Genomic DNA, 22571 nt, shown 5'->3' with positions numbered 1-22571 from the left:
GAGGACTGCGCGCGAGGGCGACACGCCCGACCGCGGGGGTCGGTGAACTACGACAGGTAAACAGCGGCGGTATCGGGTGGTGCGCTTCGGCGCGCTCCGGACCAGTGATAGTAGAGGTAGGAAGCGTGGCGGGACAGAAGATCCGCATCAGGCTCAAGGCCTACGACCATGAGGCCATTGATGCCTCTGCGCGCAAGATTGTTGAGACGGTGACCCGTACCGGCGCGAGTGTCGTTGGACCTGTGCCGCTGCCAACCGAGAAGAACGTGTATTGCGTTATCCGGTCGCCGCACAAGTACAAGGATTCGCGCGAGCATTTCGAGATGCGCACCCACAAGCGGCTCATCGACATCCTCGACCCGACGCCCAAGACGGTTGACGCGCTCATGCGCATCGATCTGCCGGCCAGCGTCGACGTGAACATCCAGTAGGAGAACCAGAAACCATGGCAAGAAAAGGAATTCTGGGCACCAAGCTGGGTATGACACAGGTGTTCGACGACAACAACCGGGTTGTCCCGGTGACCGTCGTCAAGGCCGGACCCAATGTGGTGACCCGCATCCGCACCCCCGAGCAGGACGGCTACAGCGCCGTTCAGCTGGCGTTCGGTGAGATCAGCCCGCGCAAGGTGACCAAGCCGGTCACCGGTCAGTTCGCTGCCGCGGGTATCAACCCCCGTCGCCACCTGGCCGAGCTGCGTCTGGACGACGAGGCTGCTGCCGCCGAGTACGAGGTCGGCCAGGAGCTGACCGCCGAGATCTTCAGTGACGGCGCATATGTGGACGTCACCGGAACCTCGAAGGGCAAGGGCTTCGCCGGAACCATGAAGCGTCACGGCTTCAGTGGTCAGGGCGCAAGCCACGGTGCACAGGCCGTGCACCGTCGTCCCGGCTCGATCGGTGGCTGCGCCACCCCGGGTCGTGTCTTCAAGGGCACACGGATGTCCGGACGTATGGGTAGCGATCGCGTCACCACACAGAACCTGGTGGTGCACAAGGTTGATGCTGAGAACGGCGTACTGCTGATCAAGGGTGCCATCCCCGGACGTAAGGGTGGCCTGGTTGTGGTCCGCACCGCTGTCAAGCGAGGTGAGAAGTAGTGTCTGAGGATTTTTTGAAGATCGCAGTCAAGGCTCCGGGCGGCAAGACGGACGGCTCCATCGAGCTGCCAGCCGAATTGTTCGACGCCCCAGCCAATATCGCGCTGCTGCACCAGGTGGTGACCGCTCAGTTGGCCGCAGGCCGTCAGGGCACCCACTCCACCAAGACGCGTGGCCTGGTGTCCGGTGGTGGCAAGAAGCCTTACCGCCAGAAGGGAACCGGCCGTGCCCGTCAGGGCTCGACCCGCGCACCGCAGTTCACCGGTGGTGGCGTCGTCCACGGCCCGCAGCCGCGTGACTACAGCCAGCGCACGCCCAAGAAGATGATCGCCGCCGCCCTGCGCGGTGCGCTGTCTGACCGGGCTCGCAACGGCCGGATCCACGCGATCACCGAACTGGTTGCCGGACAAGAGCCTTCGACCAAGAGCGCCAAGTCGTTCCTGGCCGAGATCAGCGACCGCAAGCAGGTGCTGGTGGTGCTGGGCCGCGACGATCTGACTTCGGTCAAGAGCGTCCGGAACCTGCCGAACGTGCATGTGCTGGCCTACGACCAGCTCAACACCTATGACGTGCTGAAGGCCGATGACGTGGTGTTCAGCGTCGAGGCCCTCAACGGCTTCATCAACGCCAAGAAGAAAGAGGAGGTGTCGGCCTGATGGCAACCATCGCTGACCCCCGCGACATCATCCTGGCCCCGGTGATCTCGGAGAAGTCGTACTCGTTGATCGAAGACAACGTGTACACCTTCATCGTCCACCCGGACTCGAACAAGACGCAGATCAAGATCGCCATCGAGCAGATCTTCAGCGTCAAGGTCTCCTCGGTGAACACCGCCAACCGGCAGGGCAAGCGCAAGCGCACCCGCACCGGTTTCGGACAGCGCAAGAGCACCAAGCGCGCCATCGTCACCCTGGCACCGGGTAGCAAGCCGATCGACCTGTTTGGAGCCCCCGCGTAGTCGGGGAGTAGAGGACTAGAGAAGACATGGCTATTCGCAAGTACAAGCCGACGACCCCCGGTCGCCGCGGCTCGAGCGTCGCCGATTTCTCGGAGATCACTCGCTCGACTCCCGAGAAGTCGCTGGTTCGCCCGCTGCACGGCACCGGTGGCCGTAACGCCCACGGCCGCATCACCACTCGTCACAAGGGTGGCGGCCACAAGCGTGCCTACCGGTTGATTGATTTCCGTCGCCACGACAAGGACGGCGTCAACGCCAAGGTCGCGCACATCGAGTACGACCCCAACCGCACCGCGCGTATCGCGCTGCTGCACTTCCTGGACGGCGAGAAGCGTTACATCATCGCGCCGGTCGGACTGTCGCAGGGTGACGTGGTGGAGTCGGGCGCCAACGCCGACATCAAGCCGGGTAACAACCTGCCGCTGCGCAACATCCCGACGGGTACCACCGTGCACGCCGTCGAGCTGCGTCCCGGTGGTGGAGCCAAGATGGCCCGCTCTGCCGGTGCCGGTATCCAGCTGCTGGGCAAGGAAGGCGCTTACGCCTCCCTGCGTATGCCCAGTGGTGAAATCCGCCGCGTCGACGTGCGCTGCCGCGCCACCGTCGGTGAGGTCGGCAACGCCGAGCAGGCCAACATCAACTGGGGTAAGGCCGGCCGTATGCGGTGGAAGGGCAAGCGCCCCACCGTCCGTGGTGTCGTGATGAACCCGGTCGACCACCCGCACGGTGGTGGTGAAGGTAAGACCTCCGGTGGTCGTCACCCGGTGAGCCCGTGGGGCAAGCCCGAAGGCCGCACCCGCAAGCCCAACAAGGCGAGCGACAAGCTCATCGTCCGTCGCCGGCGCACCGGCAAGAAGCGCTAGGAGTAAGCGATGCCACGCAGCCTCAAGAAGGGCCCGTTCATCGACGACCATCTGCTCAAGAAGGTCGACGTACAGAACGAGAAGAACACCAAGCAGGTCATCAAGACCTGGTCGCGTCGGTCGACCATCATCCCCGACTTCATCGGCCACACCTTCGCGGTGCACGACGGGCGCAAGCACGTCCCCGTCTTCGTCACCGAAGCGATGGTCGGTCACAAGCTGGGTGAGTTCGCCCCGACGCGGACCTTCAAGGGTCACATCAAGGACGACCGAAAGAGCAAGCGGCGCTAATGACTACAACGACTGAATACCCATCGGCCAAGGCCGTTGCACGGTTCGTGCGGGTCTCGCCGACCAAGGCACGCCGGGTCATCGACCTGGTGCGCGGCAAGTCGGTAACCGACGCCATCGACATCCTGCGGTGGGCGCCGCAGGCAGCCAGCGAGCCGGTTTCCAAGGTCATCGCCAGCGCTGCCGCCAACGCGCAGAACAACGACGGCCTGGATCCCTCCACCCTTGTGGTGTCGGAGATCTTCGCCGACGAGGGCCCGACCGCTAAGCGCATCCGTCCCCGCGCGCAGGGTCGTGCATTCCGGATCCGCAAGCGCACCAGCCACATCACCGTGGTGGTGGAGAGCCGTCCCAAGTCCGAGAAGGGTGGTAAGGGCGGAACCTCACAGGCCGCCGCTCGCGCCCGCCGGGCCGAGGGCTCGAAGGCTGCCGCCAACAAGACCACCGCTGAGGCGAAGGGAGGCTCGCGCTAGTGGGCCAGAAGATCAATCCGCACGGTTTCCGGCTCGGCATCACCACCGACTGGAAGTCCCGTTGGTACGCCGACAAGCAGTACGCGGACTACGTGAAGGAAGACGTGGCGATCCGCCGCCTCCTGGCCACTGGCCTGGAGCGCGCCGGCATTGCCAAGGTGGAGATCGAGCGCACCCGTGACCGGGTTCGCGTTGACATCCACACCGCGCGTCCCGGCATCGTCATCGGCCGTCGTGGCACTGAGGCCGACCGCATCCGCGCCGACCTGGAGAAGCTGACCAAGAAGCAGGTGCAGCTGAACATCCTCGAGGTGAAGAACCCCGAGGCCGAGGCGCAGCTGGTTGCCCAGGGTGTCGCCGAGCAGCTCTCGAATCGTGTGGCGTTCCGTCGCGCGATGCGCAAGGCCATCCAGTCGGCCATGCGTCAGCCGAACGTCAAGGGCATCCGGGTGCAGTGCTCCGGTCGTCTTGGCGGTGCTGAGATGAGCCGCTCGGAGTTCTACCGCGAAGGTCGCGTGCCACTGCACACGCTGCGCGCCGACATCGACTACGGCCTGTACGAGGCCAAGACGACCTTCGGCCGTATCGGTGTGAAGGTCTGGATCTACAAGGGCGACATCGTCGGTGGTAAGCGCGAGCTCGCCGCCTCGGTGGCCGCGCCTGCCGGTGACCGTCCGCGCCGTGAGCGTCCGGCCGGTGCCCGTCCGCGTCGTAGCGGCGCCTCGGGTACCACCGCGACGAGCACCGAGGCCGGCCGTGCCGCCGCAGAGACCCCTGCCTCGGACGGTGCTAGCGCGCCGTCCGCAGAAACCACGGAGAGCTGAACATGCTGATTCCCCGTAAGGTCAAGCACCGCAAGCAGCATCACCCGAAGAAGAAGGGCACCGCCTCGGGCGGTACCACCGTTGCCTTCGGTGACTACGGCATCCAGGCGCTGGGCCATGCATACATCACGAACCGGCAGATCGAGTCCGCTCGTATCGCCATCAACCGGCACATCAAGCGTGGCGGCAAGGTGTGGATCAACATCTTCCCGGACCGCCCGCTGACCAAGAAGCCCGCCGAAACCCGCATGGGTTCCGGTAAGGGTTCGCCGGAGTGGTGGGTTGCGAACGTCAAGCCCGGTCGTGTGCTGTTCGAGTTGAGCTACCCGAACGAGGAGACCGCGCGCGAGGCGCTGACGCGCGCGATCCACAAGCTGCCGATCAAGGCGCGCATCATCACACGAGAGGAGCAGTTCTGATGGCAGTGGGAATTTCCGCTGGCGAGCTGCGGGAAAGCACCGAAGACGAGCTGATCACCAAGCTGCGTGAGTCCAAGGAAGAGCTGTTCAACCTGCGCTTCCAGATGGCCACCGGTCAGCTCGCCAACAACCGTCGGCTGCGTGCGGTGCGCCAGGAGATCGCGCGTATCTACACGGTGATGCGTGAGCGCGAGCTCGGATTGGCCGCAGGACCCGATAGCGAGGACAGCAAGTGAGCGAGACCAAGAAGGCCGCCGGGCCTAAGCACACCCCGGCCACCGAACAGCCGCGTGGGCGTCGTAAGACCGCCATCGGTTATGTCGTGTCGGACAAGATGCAGAAGACCATCGTGGTCGAGCTCGAGTCCCGTAACCGGCACTCGCTGTACGGCAAGATCATCCGCACCACGTCGAAGGTCAAGGCCCACGACGAGAACGGTGACGCCGGTGTCGGCGACCGCGTCTCGCTGATGGAGACCCGTCCGACCTCGGCCACCAAGCGGTGGCGCCTGGTCGAGGTTCTCGAGAAGGCCAAGTAAGCAGATACGCATAAAGCGCGCCGCTCCCGAAAGGGGCGGCGCGCTTTTGTATTGGGGGGGAGTGGGAGCCCGGCATGGCGCCGAGTGCATACCGCACACAGCTGAATCGGGTGATCTGTCTGCGTGCGGTATGCGCTCGATGAGTGCTTAGCGCCGCAGGAAGTCCACGACCGTCTGCTCGAACGCCTGCTTGGCCTCGATCATCACCCAGTGGCCGCTGTTGGGGAAGATATGCAGCTCGGCGTTGGGGATGAGTCGCATCGGCACGATCGCCATGTCCGGGGGGCTGACCCTGTCGTCGCGGCCCCAGGTGAGCAGGGTCGGGCACTTGATCTTGTGCATCATCGCCCAGTACGGCGCGATGTCGGCGTTCGCGAGGAACTGCTGTTGCATCGCAAAGGCTTTGGAGCCGTACATCAGCTGCGCGGTTTTGTGCGCGTCCGGGTTGATCGCCGCTTCCCAACGCTCCTCGATGAGTTCCTCGGTGACCACGGCGGGATTCCACACCATCGAGTTGAGCCAGCGGACCAACTTGTCGCGATCGGGGTTGTCGGTGAACTCCTGCAGCAGGCGCAGTCCCTCGCTGGGGCTCGGGCTGAAGATGTTCGGTCCGACGCCACCGATGGTGACGAGTTTGGTGATGCGATCGGGGTGCTTGATCGCCAGGTTGATGCCGACGACTCCGCCCATCGAGTTCCCGACAATGGCGGCGGACTCGATGCCCAGGCCGTCCATGAACCGAATCACCGAGGCGCCGGCTGTCAGCACCGGGTGCCCCTGCACGGCGTCGCTGACCCCGAACCCGGGGAACTCCAAGACGTAGGTGTGGAAATGCTTCGCGAAAACCTCGAGGTTCCCGCGGTAATTGCGCCACCCGGTCACGCCGGGCCCGGAGCCGTGCAGCAGGATCAGCGGCTCACCCTCCCCGGCCTCGTGGTAGCGCAGCACACCCTCATCGGTGGCCAGTTCCTTCTTGGTGCCCTCGTATGTCACGTCCACGCCATAAGAGTAGAACGTGTTTCAGTTTCGGGTGACGGCGGTGCCCGCTGAGTGGGTAATCCGCGCACGAGCTTTCCGGACGTGGATTGGGCGTGAATAAGGGCCCGGTAAGAGTCATTTCGGATGGCGCCAACCTCTGTAAATGTGCGGGCCGACCTGTCTACGCTGGATGAATGAACCGATACGTCAAGCGTGGATCGGTCGGGGTTTCGATTTTCGCGGTATCCGCGGCAGCCGCCGCGGTGCTCACCGCACACACGGAGAGCTCTCCCATCGCCAGGGCGGCGGGCTGTCCGGATGTGGATGTGTCCTTTGCGCGCGGGACCAACGATTCGCCGGGCCTCGGTGATGTCGGCAAGGCCGTCACCGACGAAATCGTCGATCGGCTCCCGGGCAAGAGCGTCGACATCTATGCGGTCAACTACCCGGCCAGTTTTGATTGGGTCCGTGCCGGCGACGGCGCCAACGACATGAGCTTCCATGTCCAGGAGGTCGCGCGAAACTGTCCGAACACTCAGTTCGTGCTTGGGGGGTTCTCCCAGGGCGCGGCCGTCGTGGATGTGCTGTTCGGCAAGAATGGAACGGGGCTCACCTTCAACAACCCGCTCCCGGCCGACCTCGAAAAGCGCGTCCCGGCAATCGTATTGATCGGGAACCCGAAAAACTGGCAGGTTGCCGGAATGAATCTGGACCTGGAGATCCGGGACGATCTGCGTAGCAAAGTCATCGACATCTGCAACCCCGGTGACGGGATCTGCGATCCCGCCGGCGGCGGCCTCGGCCCGCACATGCAGTACAAGTCCGACGGATCGGCCGACCGGGCCGCCGACTTCGTCGTCGGCCGGCTCAACGCCGTGGCCGCCGGCAGTAGCGCTGTGACTCCCAGCAGCAGTTCGACGAGCGCCCCGGCGTCGACCTCCAAGAGTGCCAATCCGTTGAGCGCGACGACATCGCCTGCCACCACGGCGCCATCGCCCACTACATCGGGACCGCAACCCTCGTCGTCCACGCCGAAGCCGGTGGCGGTGTCGCCGACGCGCAAGGCTCCGGCGTGGATGATGCCGTCGACCGACGGTCCGGCAGCCGACGCTCCCGCCGCGGTGGCATCGACCAGCAGCATCACCGCGCCCGATCCTGCCCGGCACGGCCCACCGCCGGGTCCGTCATCCGGTGGTCAGTAAGCCTGCATGACCGTTTCGACTACCAACACGCCAACTCCATCGGGCCGGGCCGACACTCGCCGCGCCATCTGGAACACCATCAGAGGGTCCTCCGGGAACCTCGTCGAGTGGTACGACGTCTACGTCTACACCGTCTTCGCGATGTATTTCGAGAAGCAGTTCTTCGATGAGACCGACGAGAACTCGACGATCTACGTGTACGCGATCTTCGCGGTCACCTTCATCACCCGGCCTTTGGGATCGTGGTTCTTCGGCAGGTTCGCCGACCGGCACGGTCGCCGTGCCGCGTTGACCATCAGCGTCTCGCTGATGGCGGCGTGCTCCATGGTCATCGCGCTGGTGCCCTCGCGCACCAGCATCGGAATGGCCGCACCCATCGTGCTGATCCTGTGCAGACTCGTCCAGGGCTTCGCGACGGGAGGCGAGTACGGCACCTCGGCCACCTATATGTCCGAGGCGGCCACCCGTGAACGACGCGGATTCTTCTCGTCGTTCCAGTACGTGACTTTGGTGGGCGGTCATGTGCTTGCCCAGTTCACACTGCTGATCATTCTGACCGTCTTCGACAAGGATCAGGTTCACGAATTCGGTTGGCGTATAGCCTTTGCCGTCGGAGGTGTGGCCGCGATCGTCGTGTACTGGCTGCGGCGCACCATGGACGAATCGCTCAGCGAGGAGCAGCTGGCGGCCATCAAGGCCGGTGCCGACACCAGCTCCGGGTCGATGCGCGAGCTGCTCACCCGGTACTGGAAACCGCTGCTGCTGTGCTTCCTCATCACCATGGGCGGCACTCTCGCGTTCTACACCTACAGCGTCAACGCACCGGCAATCGTCAAGACCGCCTACAAGGACCAGGCCATGACCGCCACCTGGATCAACTTGGCGGGGCTGATCTTCCTGATGCTGCTGCAACCCATCGGCGGACTCATCAGCGACAAGGTGGGCCGCAAGCCGCTGCTGCTGTGGTTCGGCTTCGGGGGAGTCGTCTACACATACGTCCTCATCACGTATCTGCCGCAGACGCGGTCGCCGATCGCATCGTTTCTGTTGGTCGCCGGGGCCTACGTCATCTTGACCGGATACACCTCGATCAATGCGCTGGTCAAATCCGAACTCTTTCCGTCTCATGTGCGCGCTCTCGGAGTGGGGGTGGGCTACGCGCTGGCGAATTCGGTCTTCGGCGGGACCGCACCACTGATCTATCAGGCCCTCAAGGAGCACGGTCAGGTGCCGCTATTCATCGCCTACGTCACGGTGTGCATCGCGATGTCCCTGGTGGTGTACCTGGTCTTCCTGAAGAACAAGGGCGATACCTATCTGGACCGCGAGCAAGGCTCGGCCTTCAATCGGTAACGGCCCGTCGAGACCGAGGTTGTGGCGAGAATGTGCGAGACGAATCCGCCAGAACCAAGGTTTCGGCGAGGGGGGGCGGGTGCAGCGGCTCGGATTTGTATCCGACCTGCGGGTTCACCTACACTAGGGCGGTTGTCTTGTGGGTGCCGTGCGCCCCGGGGCAGGTAGGCATTCCCACCAGGTGAAAACCCGGGGATGACGCGTGCCCTGAAGACAACATGACCGCGTGTGTCGGGTCGGAATCCGGCACACATCCACTTCCAGGTCACGTAGGAGAGACCAGTGATTCAGCAGGAGTCACGGCTGAAGGTCGCCGACAACACCGGTGCCAAGGAAATCTTGTGCATCCGCGTGCTCGGTGGCTCGTCGCGACGCTACGCCGGGATCGGGGACATCATTGTGGCGACCGTCAAGGACGCCATCCCCGGAGGCACCGTCAAGCGTGGTGACGTCGTCAAGGCCGTCATAGTCCGTACCGTCAAAGAGCGTCGCCGCCCGGATGGCAGCTACATCAAGTTCGATGAGAACGCCGCCGTCATCATCAAGGCCGACAATGACCCGCGTGGTACCCGCATCTTCGGGCCCGTCGGTCGCGAGCTTCGCGACAAGAAGTTCATGAAGATCGTTTCGCTCGCCCCGGAGGTGCTGTAAATGAAGGTGCACAAGGGCGACACCGTTCTCGTCATCGCAGGCAAGGACAAGGGCGCCAAGGGCAAGGTCATCGCGGCCTACCCGGAGCGCAATCGTGTCCTCGTCGAGGGCGTGAACCGTATCAAGAAGCACACCGCACAGTCGGCAAATGAGCGTGGCGCGCAGTCCGGTGGGATTGTCACCCAGGAGGCCGCCATCCACGTGTCGAACGTGATGGTGATCGACTCCGACGGCAAGCCCACTCGTATCGGCTACCGCATCGACGAAGAGACCGGCAAGAAGGTCCGCATCTCCCGCCGCAACGGGAAGGACATCTGATGACCACCACCGAAAACGCTCAGCCCCGTCTGAAGACTCGCTACCGCGAAGAGATCAAGACCGCGCTGAACGACGAGTTCAAGTACGCCAACGTGATGCAGATCCCCGGCGTCGTGAAGGTTGTCGTCAACATGGGTGTCGGCGACGCCGCGCGTGACGCCAAGCTCATCAACGGCGCTGTCACCGACCTGGCCGCGATCACCGGCCAGAAGCCGGAGATCCGTAAGGCTCGCAAGTCCATCGCACAGTTCAAGCTGCGTGAAGGCATGCCGATCGGTGCCCGCGTCACGCTGCGCGGTGACCGTATGTGGGAGTTCCTGGACCGCCTCGTGTCCATCGCACTGCCGCGTATCCGCGACTTCCGCGGCCTGTCGCCCAAGCAGTTCGACGGCAAGGGCAACTACACCTTCGGTCTCACCGAGCAGTCGATGTTCCACGAGATCGACGTGGACTCCATCGACCGCCCGCGGGGAATGGACATCACCGTCGTCACCTCGGCGACCAACGACGACGAGGGACGGGCCCTGCTGCGCCAGCTCGGCTTCCCCTTCAAGGAGAACTGATATGGCAAAGAAGGCTCTGGTCAACAAGGCCGCCAAGAAGCCCAAGTTCGCCGTGCGCGCGTACACCCGGTGCAACCGGTGTGGCCGTCCGCATGCCGTGTTCCGCAAGTTCGGCCTGTGCCGAATCTGCCTGCGGGAGATGGCACACGCCGGCGAGCTGCCAGGCATCCACAAGAGCAGCTGGTAAGCCACTGATCAATAGGCCGGGACTCATCGAGTCCCGGCCTATTGTCGTCTCTCCAGCGGTCCGGACCTTCAGGCCATTACGCTTGCGCCCGTGCCCGATAAGCGAGACATGACGCGGTTGCTATTGGCTGTGCTGGTGGTGCTGGCAGCCGTTGCGGCATGCAGTCCCACCACGGCTGCGGACCCGGCGATCGTCAACACCCGTGCGGGCGCGGTGCGCGGACACATCGACGACGAGGTGCGTGTCTTCACCGCTATTCCGTACGCGGCGCCGCCGGTTGGCGCGCGACGATTCACCGAGCCAGAACCCGTGGTGCCGTGGTCGGACACCCGTGATGCGACGGGCCCGGGCGTCGAATGCCCGCAGCCGGGGGCCGAGAGCGATCTGACCCAGAACGAGGACTGCCTGGTCCTCAACGTCACGATGCCGCGGCACACCCAGGGGAAGGTGCCGGTGCTGGTCTGGATTCACGGCGGCGCCTTCATCGCCGGCAACGGTGTCGGCTACAACGCGCGAAAACTGGCCGCCGAGGGCGGAATCGCCGTCGTCACCATCAATTACCGGTTGGGGACGCTGGGGTTCCTGGCCGCGCCGGGCCTGTCCGATGTGATCGGCAACTACGGGTTGCTGGATCAGGAGGCGGCGCTGCGCTGGGTGCATGACAACATCGCCGCGTTCGGTGGTGATCCCGGCCGGGTAACCATCGGTGGTCAATCGGCGGGCGGCGTATCGGTATGCGATCTGATGGTGGCGCCGAAGGCCTCCGGGCTGTTCCGGTCGGCCATCATGGAGAGCGCTCCGTGCCAGGCGCAGGCCCCCGTATCGTCTGCCGTCCGTGACAGCACGGCCTATGCGGCCGAGGTGGGTTGCCCGGCCGGTCCCGGCGCCGCCGGATGCTTGCGCGCACTATCGGTTGACGCCCTGCGGGATTCGCCGCAGTTCACCGGCATCGGACTGCCGGTGAGCCCGGTGACCGGGACACCGGAGCTTCCGGCGCCGCCACTGGACGCCTTCACCAGCGGTCTGGCTTCTCCCGTCCCCGTCCTCATCGGCAGTAACGCCAACGAGGCCACAGTGTTTGAGGCCCAGCAGTACCAGCACAAGCCGGTGCCCGGGACCGAGGAGTATCAACGTGCATTGGAAAACAAGTACGCGGACCGGGCCACCGAACTAGGACGTCGATACCCCTTGTCCGCGTACGGCGGAAACGTGCTCGCCGCACTCGCGGCGATCGATACCGACAACAGCTACGCGTGCCCGACGCTCGATATGGCCGAGGCCCTGGTAAAAAAGGCGCCGGTGTATGCCTACGAATTCGCTGACCCCGCCGCGCCGGTAGAGCAGCAGTACCAGGGCGCGCCGTTGCCGTTGGGTGCCTCGCACGGTTCGGAATTGGGTTACCTGTTCGACCTGTCCAGACCGTTGAACCAGGAATCTGCGGCCCTGTCCGCGCAGATGATCGCGTACTGGACACAGTTCGTGAAGACCGGGAATCCGAACGGCGGCGGTCTACCGGAATGGCCCAAATATGTGCCCGGAGGAGCATTCCTGCGTCTCGCGCCACCGGCGCCGAAACCGATGGCGGGCTTTGTCGACAGCCATCAGTGCGGTTACTGGCGGTAGCCGCCGCTGCCCGCCGATCTGGGAACGCTTGTCATCTAGACTCAGCCGGTGGTTGACCGCCGTCGAGATATTCAAGGTTTGCGGGCGGTAGCCGTTCTGCTGGTGGTCGCCTATCACAGCGGCTTGCCCGTTCCGGGCGGATTCATCGGCGTCGATGTCTTCTTCGTCATCTCCGGATTCGTGATCACCCGACTGCTGTTGCGCGAGACCGACCGGGCGGGCCGCATCGACTTGCGTCGCTTCTATGCGCGCCGGGTACGCCGTCTGCTGCCCGCGCTTGCCCTGTTGATTGTCGTAGTACTGCCGGTAACCGCAGTCATCCAAAGCCCGCTGGGCTCAATGCAGGTCGCGGCGCGAACGGCCGCCGCCGCGGCCCTGTTCATCTCGAACGCGGTGCTTTTCCTGGAGCCCTCCGGATACTTCGCGGCGCCGGCGGCGATGAATCCTTTCCTGCACACCTGGTCGTTGGCGGTGGAGGAGCAGTTCTATCTCATCTTCCCGGCGGTGATGGCGTTCGCCGCCTATGTGGCGACCTGTCGGCGGGCACGTCGCTTGATGGTGACCTTCTCGCTGCTTCTGGCGCTGTCGGTGGCATCGCTGCTGCTCGCGATCTACCTGACGGCCGGCGATGGTCTCCCGTTCCATGCGCACAATGCGGCCTTCTCGTTCTACAGCTCGCCCACGCGCGCGTGGGAGTTCGGTGTCGGTGCGCTGATCGCAGTGGAGGAGAGCCGGATACGCCGATGGGGTGCTCGAGCCGCCTTACCGACAGCGGTGCTCGGCGCGGTCGGTGTCACCTGGGGGGCCGTTGCGATATCGGCGGCAGACCCGTTTCCGGGAATCAATGCGCTGGTCCCGGTGCTGGGCTCAGGCCTGCTGATCATCGCGGGGACCGTGCCGTCGCGCCAGCCCATCGGCCGGCTGCTGTCATCGGCGCCGATGCAGTGGATCGGCGATCTGTCCTACAGCTGGTACCTGTGGCACTGGCCGCTCATCGTTTTCGCCAACAACCTGCTCGGCGCCGAGCATCGGTGGCTGGTGCCCTGCGTGGGCGTGCTGTCGTTGCTTCCGGCCTGGTTGTCGAAAAGGTATGTCGAAGACCCGATCCGAACGGGGCGGAAGTTCGCGGATCTTCGCGCGCCGCGGCTCGCGGTGGCGTCGGTCGGCGTGGCGGTCTTCGTTTCGGCCGTGACATTCGGCGCCGCGCAGATAGCCACACCGGCGATTCGCGACGCGCGTGCGCAGCGGGCCGCCCATCTGGATGTCGGCAGAGGGTGCGTCGGCAACATGCCGGATGCCGAAAAGACCCGTCTGGACTGTCTGTGGCCCCAAGGCGCGGATGTCGATTCGCGGTCGGTCGTCCTCGTCGGCGATTCCAATGCCGGACAGTTCGCCGAGGCACTCGTCCCGGCGGCGACGCAGCAAAACCGGTCGATGCTTCTCGCGACAAACGCCGCCTGCCCTTTCGTGGAGCTCGTGCTGGATCCTTCGCCGCCCGGCTGCACCGACTTCGTACAGCGTTGGACGAGTGCGTTGGCAGACGTCCAGCCGGGCCTGGTGGTGATCGCTTCCGCCTCCAGTGACTACTTCCTGGCCGATCAACATGTGCGGTTCCGGCTTCCGGATACACAGGAGTGGATTGAGGACGACGCCGGTAAGGGCCGGTTGTGGCAGGTGGGCATGGCCGCGGTGTTGCAGAAGCTGTCGGCGGCGCGTGTCCCCGTCGTGGTGGTGAATACCCTGCCGCATTTCGTGAACTGGGATCTGTACAAGTGCCCGGGGTACGAGGTCTGGTTGTCGCCCTCCCGCTGCGGTCGCTCCGAGGCGCTGGCAGAAGTTCAGCGCCAGCAGAACACGGCTGCCGTCGCCGAGCAGCGAGCCGCCGTTGGGCTCTTGGGGGTGTCCACCATCGACCTGGGGCCGGCGGTCTGTCCGGATGGCGTATGTCGCACCAACATCGATTCTCGGTGGGTGGCGCGCGACGGCGGACATATCACCGTGGGCGAAGCTCAACGGCTGCAGCCGGAATTCGCGCGTCTCATCGCTGAACGCGCCCGCCCGTGAGTGACGCGCGCGCCGTCACCGGTGGTGTCCCGGAGCGCCTTCGGCGGTGCGTCCGATTCCGGCTCAGCAACCTTCGCTGCTGTGCCAGCGAGTTCCGATGAACCGGCGCTCCCGCCCCTGCTGATTCCGGTCCGGGTAGCCGGACACTTTGCTATCGATTCAGCGCCTGGTGTGTGTCAGCGGGTCGGGAACCTTGCGGGGCTGTGGCCTGTGCTGGAGTTCTCTGCGCAGTGTTGCGCATCTCCCAACGAATGGCTGAGTTAGCGGCGGCGGTCCAGCTGGTATACCTTTGTGAGGCCACATTGCTGATAGTCCGGCAGTGGCTCGACAAACTCGCTGATCTGGAGGGTTGGTTAGCGAGAGGGGTCGAAGAAATCATGTCTGAGCAAATATGACGAATGGACACACCGATGCAGGTCTCGCAGGGTCGACGAGAAATCAGCAAGGTGCGGTTGCGCACCACCGGCGTCGCGGCGCTCGCAGCGCTGGCGCTTGTGGCGCTTCCCGGTGTGGCCGGCGCGGATCCCGGGGTACTGCAGTCCACTGATCAGCTGGGGCTGCGCTTCGAGACGAGCAGCACACCTCAGCCCGAAGGGGCAACCACCACCGTCACAGTGCGTGCTGCGGATGGGAAGGTCGTGCAGACGATCTCCGAGCCCTTCAAGGGCTTCCTCGGCAACGCCGATGTCGAGCTGCTCGACATCGACCAGGACGGGCGTGACGATCTGCTGGTTCAGGTGGATGCGCGCGTCAAGGACGGAAAATGGGCGATCTGGCACGCGGTGGGCACCAACCCCAAGTTGTCGCGTGTCGGCGTGGTCGACGGGCATCCTGAGGCTGCCGGACCGGGCCTGATCAGGGCGCAGACCGAACAGGGCACGCTCTTCTATGTCATCAAGGGCAATGCCCTGGCGGTCGCGCCGGCACCTGCGGCCTAGCCTCGCGGTCTTATGCCGCCTGGTTAGCCAAATGCGCTGTGGTGCACTCTATTAGGTATGCCTGAGGCTCTGCACCCCGTCTTCCAGCCGCGTTTCCAGACCGTCCTCGCACGTAACGCGGGGGAGGCGGAATTTCAGCAGGCTGTCTACGAGGTGATGGCCAGTCTTACCCCGTTGGTCGGCAAGACACCGGACTATGACCGCTGGTCGATTCTGGAACGCATCTGCGAGCCGGAGCGGCAGATCATCTTTCGGGTCCCATGGATCAGGGATGACGGCGCCGTCGAGATCAACCGCGGCTACCGGGTGGAGTTCAACTCCGCGCTGGGCCCGTACAAGGGCGGTCTGCGTTTCCATCCGAGCGTGAACCTGTCGATCGTCAAGTTCCTCGGCTTCGAGCAGATGTTCAAGAATGCGCTCACCGGGCTCCCCATCGGCGGCGGCAAGGGCGGATCGGATTTCGATCCCAAGGGCCGTTCCGACGCCGAGATCATGCGCTTTTGTCAGTCCTTCATGACCGAGCTGTACCAGCACATCGGCGAATACACGGACGTGCCGGCCGGTGATATCGGCGTGGGCCAGCGCGAGATCGGGTATCTGTTCGGGCAGTACAAGCGCATCACCAATCGCTACGAATCTGGCGTGCTGACCGGTAAGGGGCTGCCCTGGGGCGGATCTCAGGTGCGTACCGAGGCCACCGGTTACGGCGTGGTGCTTTTCGCCCAGGAGATGCTCGCGATGCGTGCTCAGTCTTTGGCCGGCAAGACGGTCGTGGTGTCCGGCGCGGGGAACGTCGCAATCTACGCCGTCGAGAAGGCCCAGCAGTTGGGCGCAAAGGTCATCGCCTGCTCCGATAGCGACGGTTACCTCGTCGACGAACGTGGCCTGAATCTCGAACTCCTCAAAGAGATCAAGGAGATTCGGCGGGGCCGGCTCTCCGAGTACGTCGAGGAGCACGGCGGCGGAGCGCGCCAGGTCATCGACGGCACTATCTGGGAGGTGCCCTGCCAGGTCGCGCTGCCATGCGCCACGCAGAACGAACTCGACGGCACGGACGCCCGCAGGCTCATCGAGAACGGGGTGCAGCTGGTCGCCGAGGGCGCCAACATGCCGTGCACTCCCGAGGCGGTGAAGCACTTCCAGGACGCGGCGGTGCTGTACGCCCCCGGCAAGGCGTCGAACGCCGGCGGAGTGGCCACCAGTGCGTTGGAAATGCAACAGAACGCCAGCCGTGACTCGTGGTCGTTCGAGCAGACCGAAAGCCGCCTGCAGTCGATCATGCGGTCCATCCACAGCACCTGCGTTGAAACGGCGGACCACTACGGCGACCCGGGGAACTATGTGACGGGCGCCAACCTCGCCGGATACACACGCGTCGCCGATGCGATGGTTGCCCTGGGCGTCATCTGAGGACCGTGTTCGGCGGTTCGGCTCCGGTCGTGCATGTGCTGTGTTATCAGTGACATATGCGCAGGTACGGCGGGCTGGTGCTCGCGGTCGTCACGGCATTCGCGGGGGCCGGTGTGGCGCGCGCCGACCGGCCCGAGCCGGTGCCGCTGTATGGCACATACGACACGTATCTGGACCATTCGCGGCAGACGTTCGAGGGCAGGCCCGACGCCTCGGAGCCCTCGACCCAGGCGGCGAGCTTCACCACCACCTGCGGTGCGCAGGGCTGCGTGGCGCATTGGTTGCGGCTGGCCGAGCTTGCCGACAATCCCCATGCCCCCGCACTGTTCGACTACCGGTGGAACGGCGATCGATGGGAATCGGCCTCGGACTATCCGTTTCACTGTGGTGACGGCGGCGCGGTGATCGCGGCCCGGTCCGACTTCCTGGTGCCGAATGGCGATGGCAGCTTTTCGGGGGAGCGCACGTTCACCGTGGGAGCACCGGGATGTCCCGACGACGGACCGGGCACCTACTGGCTGCCGTTCACGCTGACGCCGACCGGCTGACCTGCTGCCGTCACCGATTTGGTCGGTAGGTCCAGGTCACCTACACTTGACCGGTTGCCTGGGCTGTGTCTCGCCCATGGCCGGTCGGTACGTGCTTTCAGACTCCATGGATCGCACTACCGATGCACGACCCCTGACCGAACCCGGTCAGATACGGAAGATCACTTCGCAGTAGGCCCACCGCGGGATGTGCCAGGCCCTTTACGGGAACCGGTACGAGCGTGCTGTATGGGAACCGCGGCGAGAAAGGTTGATGGACTCTGTCATGACTATGACTGATCCGATCGCAGACTTTCTGACACGTCTGCGCAATGCCAACTCGGCATACCACGATGAGGTGACCCTGCCGCACTCGAAGATCAAGGCCAATATCGCCGAGATCCTCAAGCGCGAGGGCTACATCACCGATTACCGCACCGAGGACGCCCGCGTGGGCAAGAGCCTGGTTGTCTCGCTCAAGTACGGCCCCAGCCGTGAGCGCAGCATCGCCGGTCTGCGTCGCGTGTCGAAGCCCGGTCTGCGTGTATACGCAAAATCCACAAATCTGCCCAAGGTTCTCGGTGGCCTCGGCGTGGCTATCATCTCCACGTCCACTGGCCTGCTTACCGACCGCCAGGCGGCCCGACAGGGCGTGGGCGGCGAAGTCCTCGCGTACGTCTGGTAGGGGAGGACTAGAAACATGTCGCGTATTGGAAAGCAGCCAGTGCTGGTTCCCGCCGGAGTGGACGTCAACATCGACGGCCAGAACATCTCCGTCAAGGGTTCCAAGGGCACTCTGGAACTGACAGTGAGCGAGCCGATTGCGGTCTCGCGCAACGACGATGGCGCCATCGTGGTGACCCGTCCCGATGACGAGCGTCGTAACCGCTCGCTCCACGGGTTGTCCCGCACCCTGATCGCCAACCTGGTGACCGGTGTGACGCAGGGTTACACCACCAAGATGGAGATCTTCGGCGTGGGTTACCGCGTCGTCGCCAAGGGATCGAACCTGGAGTTCGCGCTCGGTTACAGCCATCCGGTGCTGATCGAGGCGCCTGAGGGCATCACGTTCGCGGTCGAGACCCCCACCAAGTTCTCGGTCAGCGGAATCGACAAGCAGAAGGTTGGCCAGATCTCGGCCAACATCCGCCGCCTGCGTCGCCCCGACCCGTACAAGGGCAAGGGCATTCGCTACGAGGGTGAGCAGATCCGCCGCAAGGTCGGAAAGACAGGTAAGTGACCATGGCTCAAACGAAGACAGAAGCGAAGCAGCACGAGCCCGTGGGCAAGAGTGTCTCGGAGGTGCGCCGCACCTCGCGTCTGCGCCGCCACGCACGTCTGCGCAAGAAGGTGTCCGGCACGGACGCGCGGCCACGTCTGGTCGTCAACCGTTCGGCCCGCCACATCCATGTGCAGCTGGTCAACGATCTCACCGGCACCACTCTGGCGGCGGCCTCGTCCATCGAGCCCGACGTGCAGGCAGTGGACGGCGACAAGAAGGCACGCAGTGCTCGGGTCGGTCAGCTGATCGCCGAGCGTGCGAAGGCTGCAGGCGTGGACACCGTGGTGTTCGACCGCGGTGGCTACACCTACGGTGGCCGGATTGCCGCACTCGCAGACGCCGCCCGCGAGAACGGGCTGGTGTTCTGATGTTCGTGACTTTCAACGGAAGGAATGCATGATGGCGCAGCGCAATTCGGGCGCTCCCGACAATGCGGGCGGCGCCAACGAGGGTCGCGACGGCGGCCGTGGACGCCGTGACAACCGCGACGACCGTCGTGGTGGGCGTGACAACGCCGAGAAGAGCAACTACCTGGAGCGCGTTGTCACCATCAACCGCGTCTCCAAGGTCGTCAAGGGTGGTCGCCGGTTCAGCTTCACCGCACTGGTGATCGTCGGAGACGGCAACGGCCTGGTGGGCGTTGGCTACGGCAAGGCCAAGGAAGTTCCGGCCGCCATCGCCAAGGGTGTGGACGAGGCTCGCAAGAACTTCTTCCGCGTTCCGCTCATCGGTGGCACCATCGTCCACCCGGTTCAGGGCGAGGATTCCGCCGGAGTCGTCATGCTGCGTCCGGCCTCGGCCGGTACCGGTGTGATCGCCGGTGGTGCTGCCCGCGCAGTGCTGGAATGCGCCGGTGTGCACGACATCCTGGCCAAGTCGCTGGGTAGCGACAACGCCATCAACGTGGTCCATGCAACCGTCGCGGCGCTTAAGCAGCTGCAGCGCCCCGAAGAGGTTGCGGCCCGGCGCGGTCTGCCCATCGAGGACGTGGCACCGGCCGGCATGCTCCGGGCCCGCGCCGAGTTCGCAGCTGCGGCAGCACAGGGAGGCAGCCATGGCTGATCTGAAGATCACCCAGGTGCGCAGCACCATCGGATCCCGGTGGAAGCAGCGCGAATCGTTGAAGACACTGGGCCTGCGCAAGATTCGCCAGACCGTTGTCCGTGAGGACAACGCGCAGACCCGCGGCCTGCTCCAGGTGGTTCGCCACCTGGTCACCGTCGAGGACGTGAAGTAATGACCATCAAACTGCATCATCTACGCCCGGCCCCGGGCTCCAAGACCGAGCGCACCCGCGTCGGTCGTGGTGAGGGTTCCAAGGGTAAGACCGCGGGTCGCGGTACCAAGGGCACCAAGGCACGTAAGAACGTGCCGGTGACCTTCGAAGGTGGGCAGATGCCCATCCACATGCGGCTCCCGAAGCTCAAGGGCTTCAAGAACCGCTTCCGCACCGAATACCAGGTGGTGAACGTTGCCGACATCGAGCGGCTGTTCCCCGAGGGTGGCGACGTCACCATCGAGGCCCTGGTTGCCAAGGGTGCGGTGCGCAAGAACGAGCTGGTGAAGGTGCTCGGCAACGGAGACCTCAAGGTCAAGGTGTCGGTGACTGCCAACAAGTTCAGCGACTCGGCCCGCGAGAAGATCACCGCCGCAGGCGGATCGGTCAACGAGGCCTAGTAACCGCTTTCCAGAAAGGGCGTCCACCTTCGGGTGGGCGCCCTTTCTGCTTCGCCGAGTGCATACCAGGTGCAGAGCTATCGCGGGAACTGCCTGCGTGCGGTATGCACTCGGCGTCACGGAGGGCTTATGTCTGCGGACGTGTGCCCAGCACATCCCGAAACAGTGCCTGACGTAGCGCGAGTTCGCGGGGATCGCTGAACAGGTGAAAGCCCAATCGATTCATCACGTAGGCGAATCCGACACCGGTGTCAGGGTCGGCAAAGCCGAACGAGCCTCCGAGCCCGGGGGTTCCGAACGCCTTGCCGGACGACCCGAAGATGCAGTCCCGGAACGGTTTGCAGTACCCCAGCGAGAACACCGAGTCGACATGTAGCACCTTGTCGCGGATGCCTCTGCTGGGGGGAACGGCGGGTTCTGTCACTGTTTCGAGGGTCGCCGGTGTCAGACCGAGTTCGGCCCCACCGGTTGCCGCGCAACCGTATGCGCGAGCCACCGAGCGGGCCGAGCCGATCCCATTGGCGGCGGGCATCTCGACGGTGCGCACCTTCTCTTGGTTGAAGTCGGTCATCGCGTCGATATCGTTGGGCAGGTTGGCGCTTCGGCCGGTCAGGCCGCGAGGGTTCAGAAGTCCCAGTACAAATCGGGGCGGCATGGTGTTGAGGTGTAGCAGCGCTTCCCGCCGCTTCCAGCCATGCAGTTCGGCCACCCGGCCGCGGTCCACCGAGGCGGGTAATCCGATGTGTAGGTCCAGGCTCAGAGGAGCGGCGATCTCGTCGGCGAAGAACCGTCCGATGGTGCGGCCGGCAGGGTCGGTGCGACGGATGAGCTCGGATTCGTACCAGCCCAGGGTGAGTGCGTGATAGCCATGTCGGGTTCCCGGTGTCCACGCTGGTTTTTGGGCGGCAAGCACCGCGGACACCTTGATCGGGTCGGTCAGGTCTGCCAGTTTCAGCGGCGCGTCGAGTGCGGGCAACCCGGCTTGGTGGGACAGCAGTTGACGTACTGTGACATTGGCCTTGCCGGCCTGCGCGAACTCCGGCCAGTAGTCCGCGACCTTTGCGTCGTAGTCGACCAGCCCGCGCGATGCCGCGACGGAAACAGTAAGAGATGCAACACCTTTGGTAGTAGAAAACATATTGACTATGGTGTCTTCACGCCACGGGTCCTTGGTGAGGCCGTTACGGTAGCCACCCCACATGTCGACGACCTTCACACCGTCGCGGTATACCGAGAATGCGGCACCGATCTCGTCTCCGCGCGCGAAGTTGGCGCGGAATGCATCGGCGATCTTGCCGTACCCCTCATCGACACCGCCGCCGATCAGAGCAGGTGACACCGTCATCTTGAGCGTCATCTGACAGTCATACCATCGGGCATGCGGGCCGGACGGTGATTCAGCCGTCTAGGTCAGTTGGGTGATGACTTCGGCGGCAAGACGTTCCATCTGCTCGCGATCGTCCGCCACGCCGTCGCCGACGGGATTGAGCAGGATCATCTCCGCACCTGCCTCGGCTACCTCACGCAGGCCGGCGGCGACCTCGTCGGGAGTGCCCCACACCGGCACCGCGTCGATGCCCTTCATCTCGCCATAGATCCGGCGCAACCCTTTCTCGACGCGGGTGCGGGCGAGGTCCCGGTCGTCGTCGACCATCAGGTAGACGCGCTTGCCGATCGGGAATTGAGCAGCGTCCCTTCCCTGAGCACCTAACAAGCCGCGAAGCTGGGTGACCGACTGCGCGAAGGCGGCCGTGGTGGAAGACCCCGCGCCGAGGAACGCGTCGCCGTGGCGCACCGCCCGGGCCAGTGCAGCGGGAGCATGCCCGCCGAACCAGATAGGTGGATGCGGCCGTTGAACGGGCTTGGGCTCGATCGCCAGATCCTCGACATCCCGGAAGCGCCCGTGAAAGGTGATGCGTTCCCGGTCCGACCACGCCAGTTTCATCAGATCGAGCCCCTCGGTGAAGCTCGCGATGAAGGTCGTCTTGTCCACACCGAATGCGGCGAAGTTGCGGAAGCCGCCACCGGGGGCGACTCCGACGTCCAGGCGTCCGTGACTGAGACGGTCCACCGCGGTGACGGCGGAGGCCAGCTGTAGCGGATCATGTTGCGAGGCAACGAGCACCGCGACACCAAGGCGCAAGCGTGTGGTACATGCCGCCGCATATGCCAGTAATTCCAGGGGCGCGATGATCGGTGAAGAACCGATGGTCTGTTCCAGAGTCCAGCCGCCCTCGAAGCCAAGCTCCTCGGCGCGCTTCAGATAGGAGCGGACGCCCTCGGCATCGAAGCTGCCGGTATCGAACTGGGGAATGGAGATCGAGAACCGCATC

General features: G+C 64.5%; 31 protein-coding genes. 28 read left to right on the top strand and 3 right to left on the bottom strand.

The features are described 5' to 3' along the window. Nucleotides 1-125 precede the first annotated feature (125 nt). From rpsJ to rpsQ, 11 genes are read left to right on the top strand one after another with little or no spacing between them, the layout of a single operon-like run. The gene (rpsJ, locus tag MSTE_RS19580) at nt 126-431 is read left to right on the top strand and encodes a 30S ribosomal protein S10 (protein ID WP_003883485.1); all 306 of its coding nucleotides are present in this window, start codon (nt 126-128) and stop codon (nt 429-431) included. A gap of 14 nt (nt 432-445) precedes the next feature. Next, on the top strand, nt 446-1099 hold the full coding sequence (gene rplC, locus MSTE_RS19575; RefSeq protein WP_030096693.1) for a 50S ribosomal protein L3: 654 nt from the start codon (nt 446-448) through the stop codon (nt 1097-1099). Between the two features lie 14 nt (nt 1100-1113). After that, nucleotides 1114-1755: a 50S ribosomal protein L4 gene (rplD, locus tag MSTE_RS19570; RefSeq protein ID WP_096506128.1), complete on the top strand. Its 642-nt coding sequence runs from the start codon at nt 1114-1116 to the stop codon at nt 1753-1755. Then, nucleotides 1755-2057 carry a 50S ribosomal protein L23 gene (gene rplW, locus MSTE_RS19565; protein ID WP_005055645.1) on the top strand — a complete coding sequence of 101 codons (303 nt, stop codon included), beginning with the start codon at nt 1755-1757 and terminating at the stop codon, nt 2055-2057. Before rplD ends, rplW begins: the two co-directional genes overlap by 1 nt. 26 nt (nt 2058-2083) lie before the next feature. Next, nucleotides 2084-2920 (top strand): 50S ribosomal protein L2, encoded by an 837-nt coding sequence (gene rplB / locus MSTE_RS19560; protein ID WP_030096695.1) that lies wholly within the window; start codon nt 2084-2086, stop codon nt 2918-2920. Between the two features lie 9 nt (nt 2921-2929). Continuing rightward, the gene (rpsS, locus tag MSTE_RS19555) at nt 2930-3211 is read left to right on the top strand and encodes a 30S ribosomal protein S19 (protein ID WP_030096696.1); all 282 of its coding nucleotides are present in this window, start codon (nt 2930-2932) and stop codon (nt 3209-3211) included. Further along, nucleotides 3211-3684, top strand: coding sequence for a 50S ribosomal protein L22 (gene rplV, locus MSTE_RS19550; protein WP_070915374.1), 474 nt, complete (start codon nt 3211-3213; stop codon nt 3682-3684). The genes rpsS and rplV overlap by 1 nt, the downstream gene beginning before the upstream one ends. After that, the gene (rpsC, locus tag MSTE_RS19545; RefSeq protein WP_046254659.1) at nt 3684-4508 is read left to right on the top strand and encodes a 30S ribosomal protein S3; all 825 of its coding nucleotides are present in this window, start codon (nt 3684-3686) and stop codon (nt 4506-4508) included. The genes rplV and rpsC overlap by 1 nt, the downstream gene beginning before the upstream one ends. Before the next feature lie 2 nt (nt 4509-4510). Next, nucleotides 4511-4927, top strand: a complete 417-nt coding sequence (rplP, locus tag MSTE_RS19540) for a 50S ribosomal protein L16 (protein ID WP_030096699.1) — start codon at nt 4511-4513, stop codon at nt 4925-4927. Beyond that, nucleotides 4927-5163 carry a 50S ribosomal protein L29 gene (gene rpmC / locus MSTE_RS19535; protein ID WP_030096700.1) on the top strand — a complete coding sequence of 79 codons (237 nt, stop codon included), beginning with the start codon at nt 4927-4929 and terminating at the stop codon, nt 5161-5163. Before rplP ends, rpmC begins: the two co-directional genes overlap by 1 nt. Next, nucleotides 5160-5465: a 30S ribosomal protein S17 gene (gene rpsQ / locus MSTE_RS19530; RefSeq protein WP_030096701.1), complete on the top strand. Its 306-nt coding sequence runs from the start codon at nt 5160-5162 to the stop codon at nt 5463-5465. Before rpmC ends, rpsQ begins: the two co-directional genes overlap by 4 nt. A 147-nt stretch (nt 5466-5612) precedes the next feature. Here the strand turns inward: rpsQ and MSTE_RS19525 are convergent, their stop codons facing one another. After that, on the bottom strand, nt 5613-6464 hold the full coding sequence (locus tag MSTE_RS19525) for an alpha/beta fold hydrolase (RefSeq protein ID WP_030096702.1): 852 nt from the start codon (nt 6462-6464) through the stop codon (nt 5613-5615). Nucleotides 6465-6637: 173 nt separating this feature from the next. Between MSTE_RS19525 and MSTE_RS19520 the strand changes: the two genes are divergently transcribed. The 17 genes from MSTE_RS19520 (at nt 6638) to rplO (ending at nt 20238) form a co-directional block, all read left to right on the top strand. Next, the gene (locus MSTE_RS19520) at nt 6638-7645 is read left to right on the top strand and encodes a cutinase family protein (protein ID WP_096503721.1); all 1008 of its coding nucleotides are present in this window, start codon (nt 6638-6640) and stop codon (nt 7643-7645) included. Nucleotides 7646-7651: 6 nt separating this feature from the next. Continuing rightward, on the top strand, nt 7652-8998 hold the full coding sequence (locus tag MSTE_RS19515; protein WP_096503719.1) for an MFS transporter: 1347 nt from the start codon (nt 7652-7654) through the stop codon (nt 8996-8998). A 282-nt stretch (nt 8999-9280) separates the two neighbouring features. After that, nucleotides 9281-9649 carry a 50S ribosomal protein L14 gene (rplN, locus tag MSTE_RS19510; protein WP_096503717.1) on the top strand — a complete coding sequence of 123 codons (369 nt, stop codon included), beginning with the start codon at nt 9281-9283 and terminating at the stop codon, nt 9647-9649. Continuing rightward, nucleotides 9650-9967, top strand: coding sequence for a 50S ribosomal protein L24 (gene rplX, locus MSTE_RS19505; RefSeq protein WP_030096705.1), 318 nt, complete (start codon nt 9650-9652; stop codon nt 9965-9967). After that, nucleotides 9967-10530 (top strand): 50S ribosomal protein L5, encoded by a 564-nt coding sequence (gene rplE / locus MSTE_RS19500; RefSeq protein WP_030096706.1) that lies wholly within the window; start codon nt 9967-9969, stop codon nt 10528-10530. The genes rplX and rplE overlap by 1 nt, the downstream gene beginning before the upstream one ends. Before the next feature lies 1 nt (nt 10531). Next, nucleotides 10532-10717 (top strand): type Z 30S ribosomal protein S14, encoded by a 186-nt coding sequence (locus MSTE_RS19495; protein WP_005055692.1) that lies wholly within the window; start codon nt 10532-10534, stop codon nt 10715-10717. 108 nt (nt 10718-10825) lie between these two features. Next, nucleotides 10826-12340: a carboxylesterase/lipase family protein gene (locus MSTE_RS19490; RefSeq protein WP_096503715.1), complete on the top strand. Its 1515-nt coding sequence runs from the start codon at nt 10826-10828 to the stop codon at nt 12338-12340. Between the two features lie 48 nt (nt 12341-12388). Then, complete coding sequence (locus MSTE_RS19485; RefSeq protein WP_096503713.1) at nt 12389-14404, top strand: acyltransferase family protein; 2016 nt, start codon at nt 12389-12391, stop codon at nt 14402-14404. Nucleotides 14405-14814: 410 nt separating this feature from the next. Next, on the top strand, nt 14815-15342 hold the full coding sequence (locus MSTE_RS19480; protein ID WP_162291465.1) for a hypothetical protein: 528 nt from the start codon (nt 14815-14817) through the stop codon (nt 15340-15342). A gap of 57 nt (nt 15343-15399) precedes the next feature. Continuing rightward, nucleotides 15400-16752: an NADP-specific glutamate dehydrogenase gene (gene gdhA / locus MSTE_RS19475; RefSeq protein WP_096503709.1), complete on the top strand. Its 1353-nt coding sequence runs from the start codon at nt 15400-15402 to the stop codon at nt 16750-16752. Between the two features lie 56 nt (nt 16753-16808). Next, nucleotides 16809-17300: an MBOE_33420 family protein gene (locus tag MSTE_RS19470; protein ID WP_096503707.1), complete on the top strand. Its 492-nt coding sequence runs from the start codon at nt 16809-16811 to the stop codon at nt 17298-17300. 265 nt (nt 17301-17565) lie between these two features. Beyond that, entirely contained in the window at nt 17566-17964 is a 399-nt protein-coding gene (gene rpsH / locus MSTE_RS19465; RefSeq protein WP_030096712.1) for a 30S ribosomal protein S8, read from the top strand. A gap of 15 nt (nt 17965-17979) precedes the next feature. Next, the gene (rplF, locus tag MSTE_RS19460) at nt 17980-18519 is read left to right on the top strand and encodes a 50S ribosomal protein L6 (protein ID WP_030096713.1); all 540 of its coding nucleotides are present in this window, start codon (nt 17980-17982) and stop codon (nt 18517-18519) included. A 2-nt stretch (nt 18520-18521) separates the two neighbouring features. Further along, nucleotides 18522-18929: a 50S ribosomal protein L18 gene (rplR, locus tag MSTE_RS19455; protein WP_030096714.1), complete on the top strand. Its 408-nt coding sequence runs from the start codon at nt 18522-18524 to the stop codon at nt 18927-18929. A 28-nt stretch (nt 18930-18957) separates the two neighbouring features. Continuing rightward, complete coding sequence (gene rpsE, locus MSTE_RS19450; protein WP_030096715.1) at nt 18958-19623, top strand: 30S ribosomal protein S5; 666 nt, start codon at nt 18958-18960, stop codon at nt 19621-19623. Further along, nucleotides 19616-19798, top strand: a complete 183-nt coding sequence (rpmD, locus tag MSTE_RS19445) for a 50S ribosomal protein L30 (RefSeq protein WP_070938530.1) — start codon at nt 19616-19618, stop codon at nt 19796-19798. Before rpsE ends, rpmD begins: the two co-directional genes overlap by 8 nt. Then, complete coding sequence (rplO, locus tag MSTE_RS19440) at nt 19798-20238, top strand: 50S ribosomal protein L15 (RefSeq protein ID WP_030096716.1); 441 nt, start codon at nt 19798-19800, stop codon at nt 20236-20238. The genes rpmD and rplO overlap by 1 nt, the downstream gene beginning before the upstream one ends. A gap of 127 nt (nt 20239-20365) precedes the next feature. Here the strand turns inward: rplO and MSTE_RS19435 are convergent, their stop codons facing one another. Together MSTE_RS19435 and MSTE_RS19430 are read right to left on the bottom strand one after the other, a co-directional pair. Then, a complete protein-coding gene (locus MSTE_RS19435) occupies nt 20366-21595 on the bottom strand; it encodes a serine hydrolase domain-containing protein (protein ID WP_096503703.1) in 1230 nt (409 codons plus the stop codon). Between the two features lie 48 nt (nt 21596-21643). Beyond that, a complete protein-coding gene (locus MSTE_RS19430) occupies nt 21644-22570 on the bottom strand; it encodes an LLM class flavin-dependent oxidoreductase (protein ID WP_096503701.1) in 927 nt (308 codons plus the stop codon). Nucleotide 22571: the final 1 nt, after the last annotated feature.

Source organism: [Mycobacterium] stephanolepidis, from assembly GCF_002356335.1.
Lineage (GTDB): Bacteria > Actinomycetota > Actinomycetes > Mycobacteriales > Mycobacteriaceae > Mycobacterium > Mycobacterium stephanolepidis.
The sequence above is the reverse complement of the archived record's forward strand: the minus strand, read 5'-3'. Positions and strand labels throughout refer to the sequence as shown.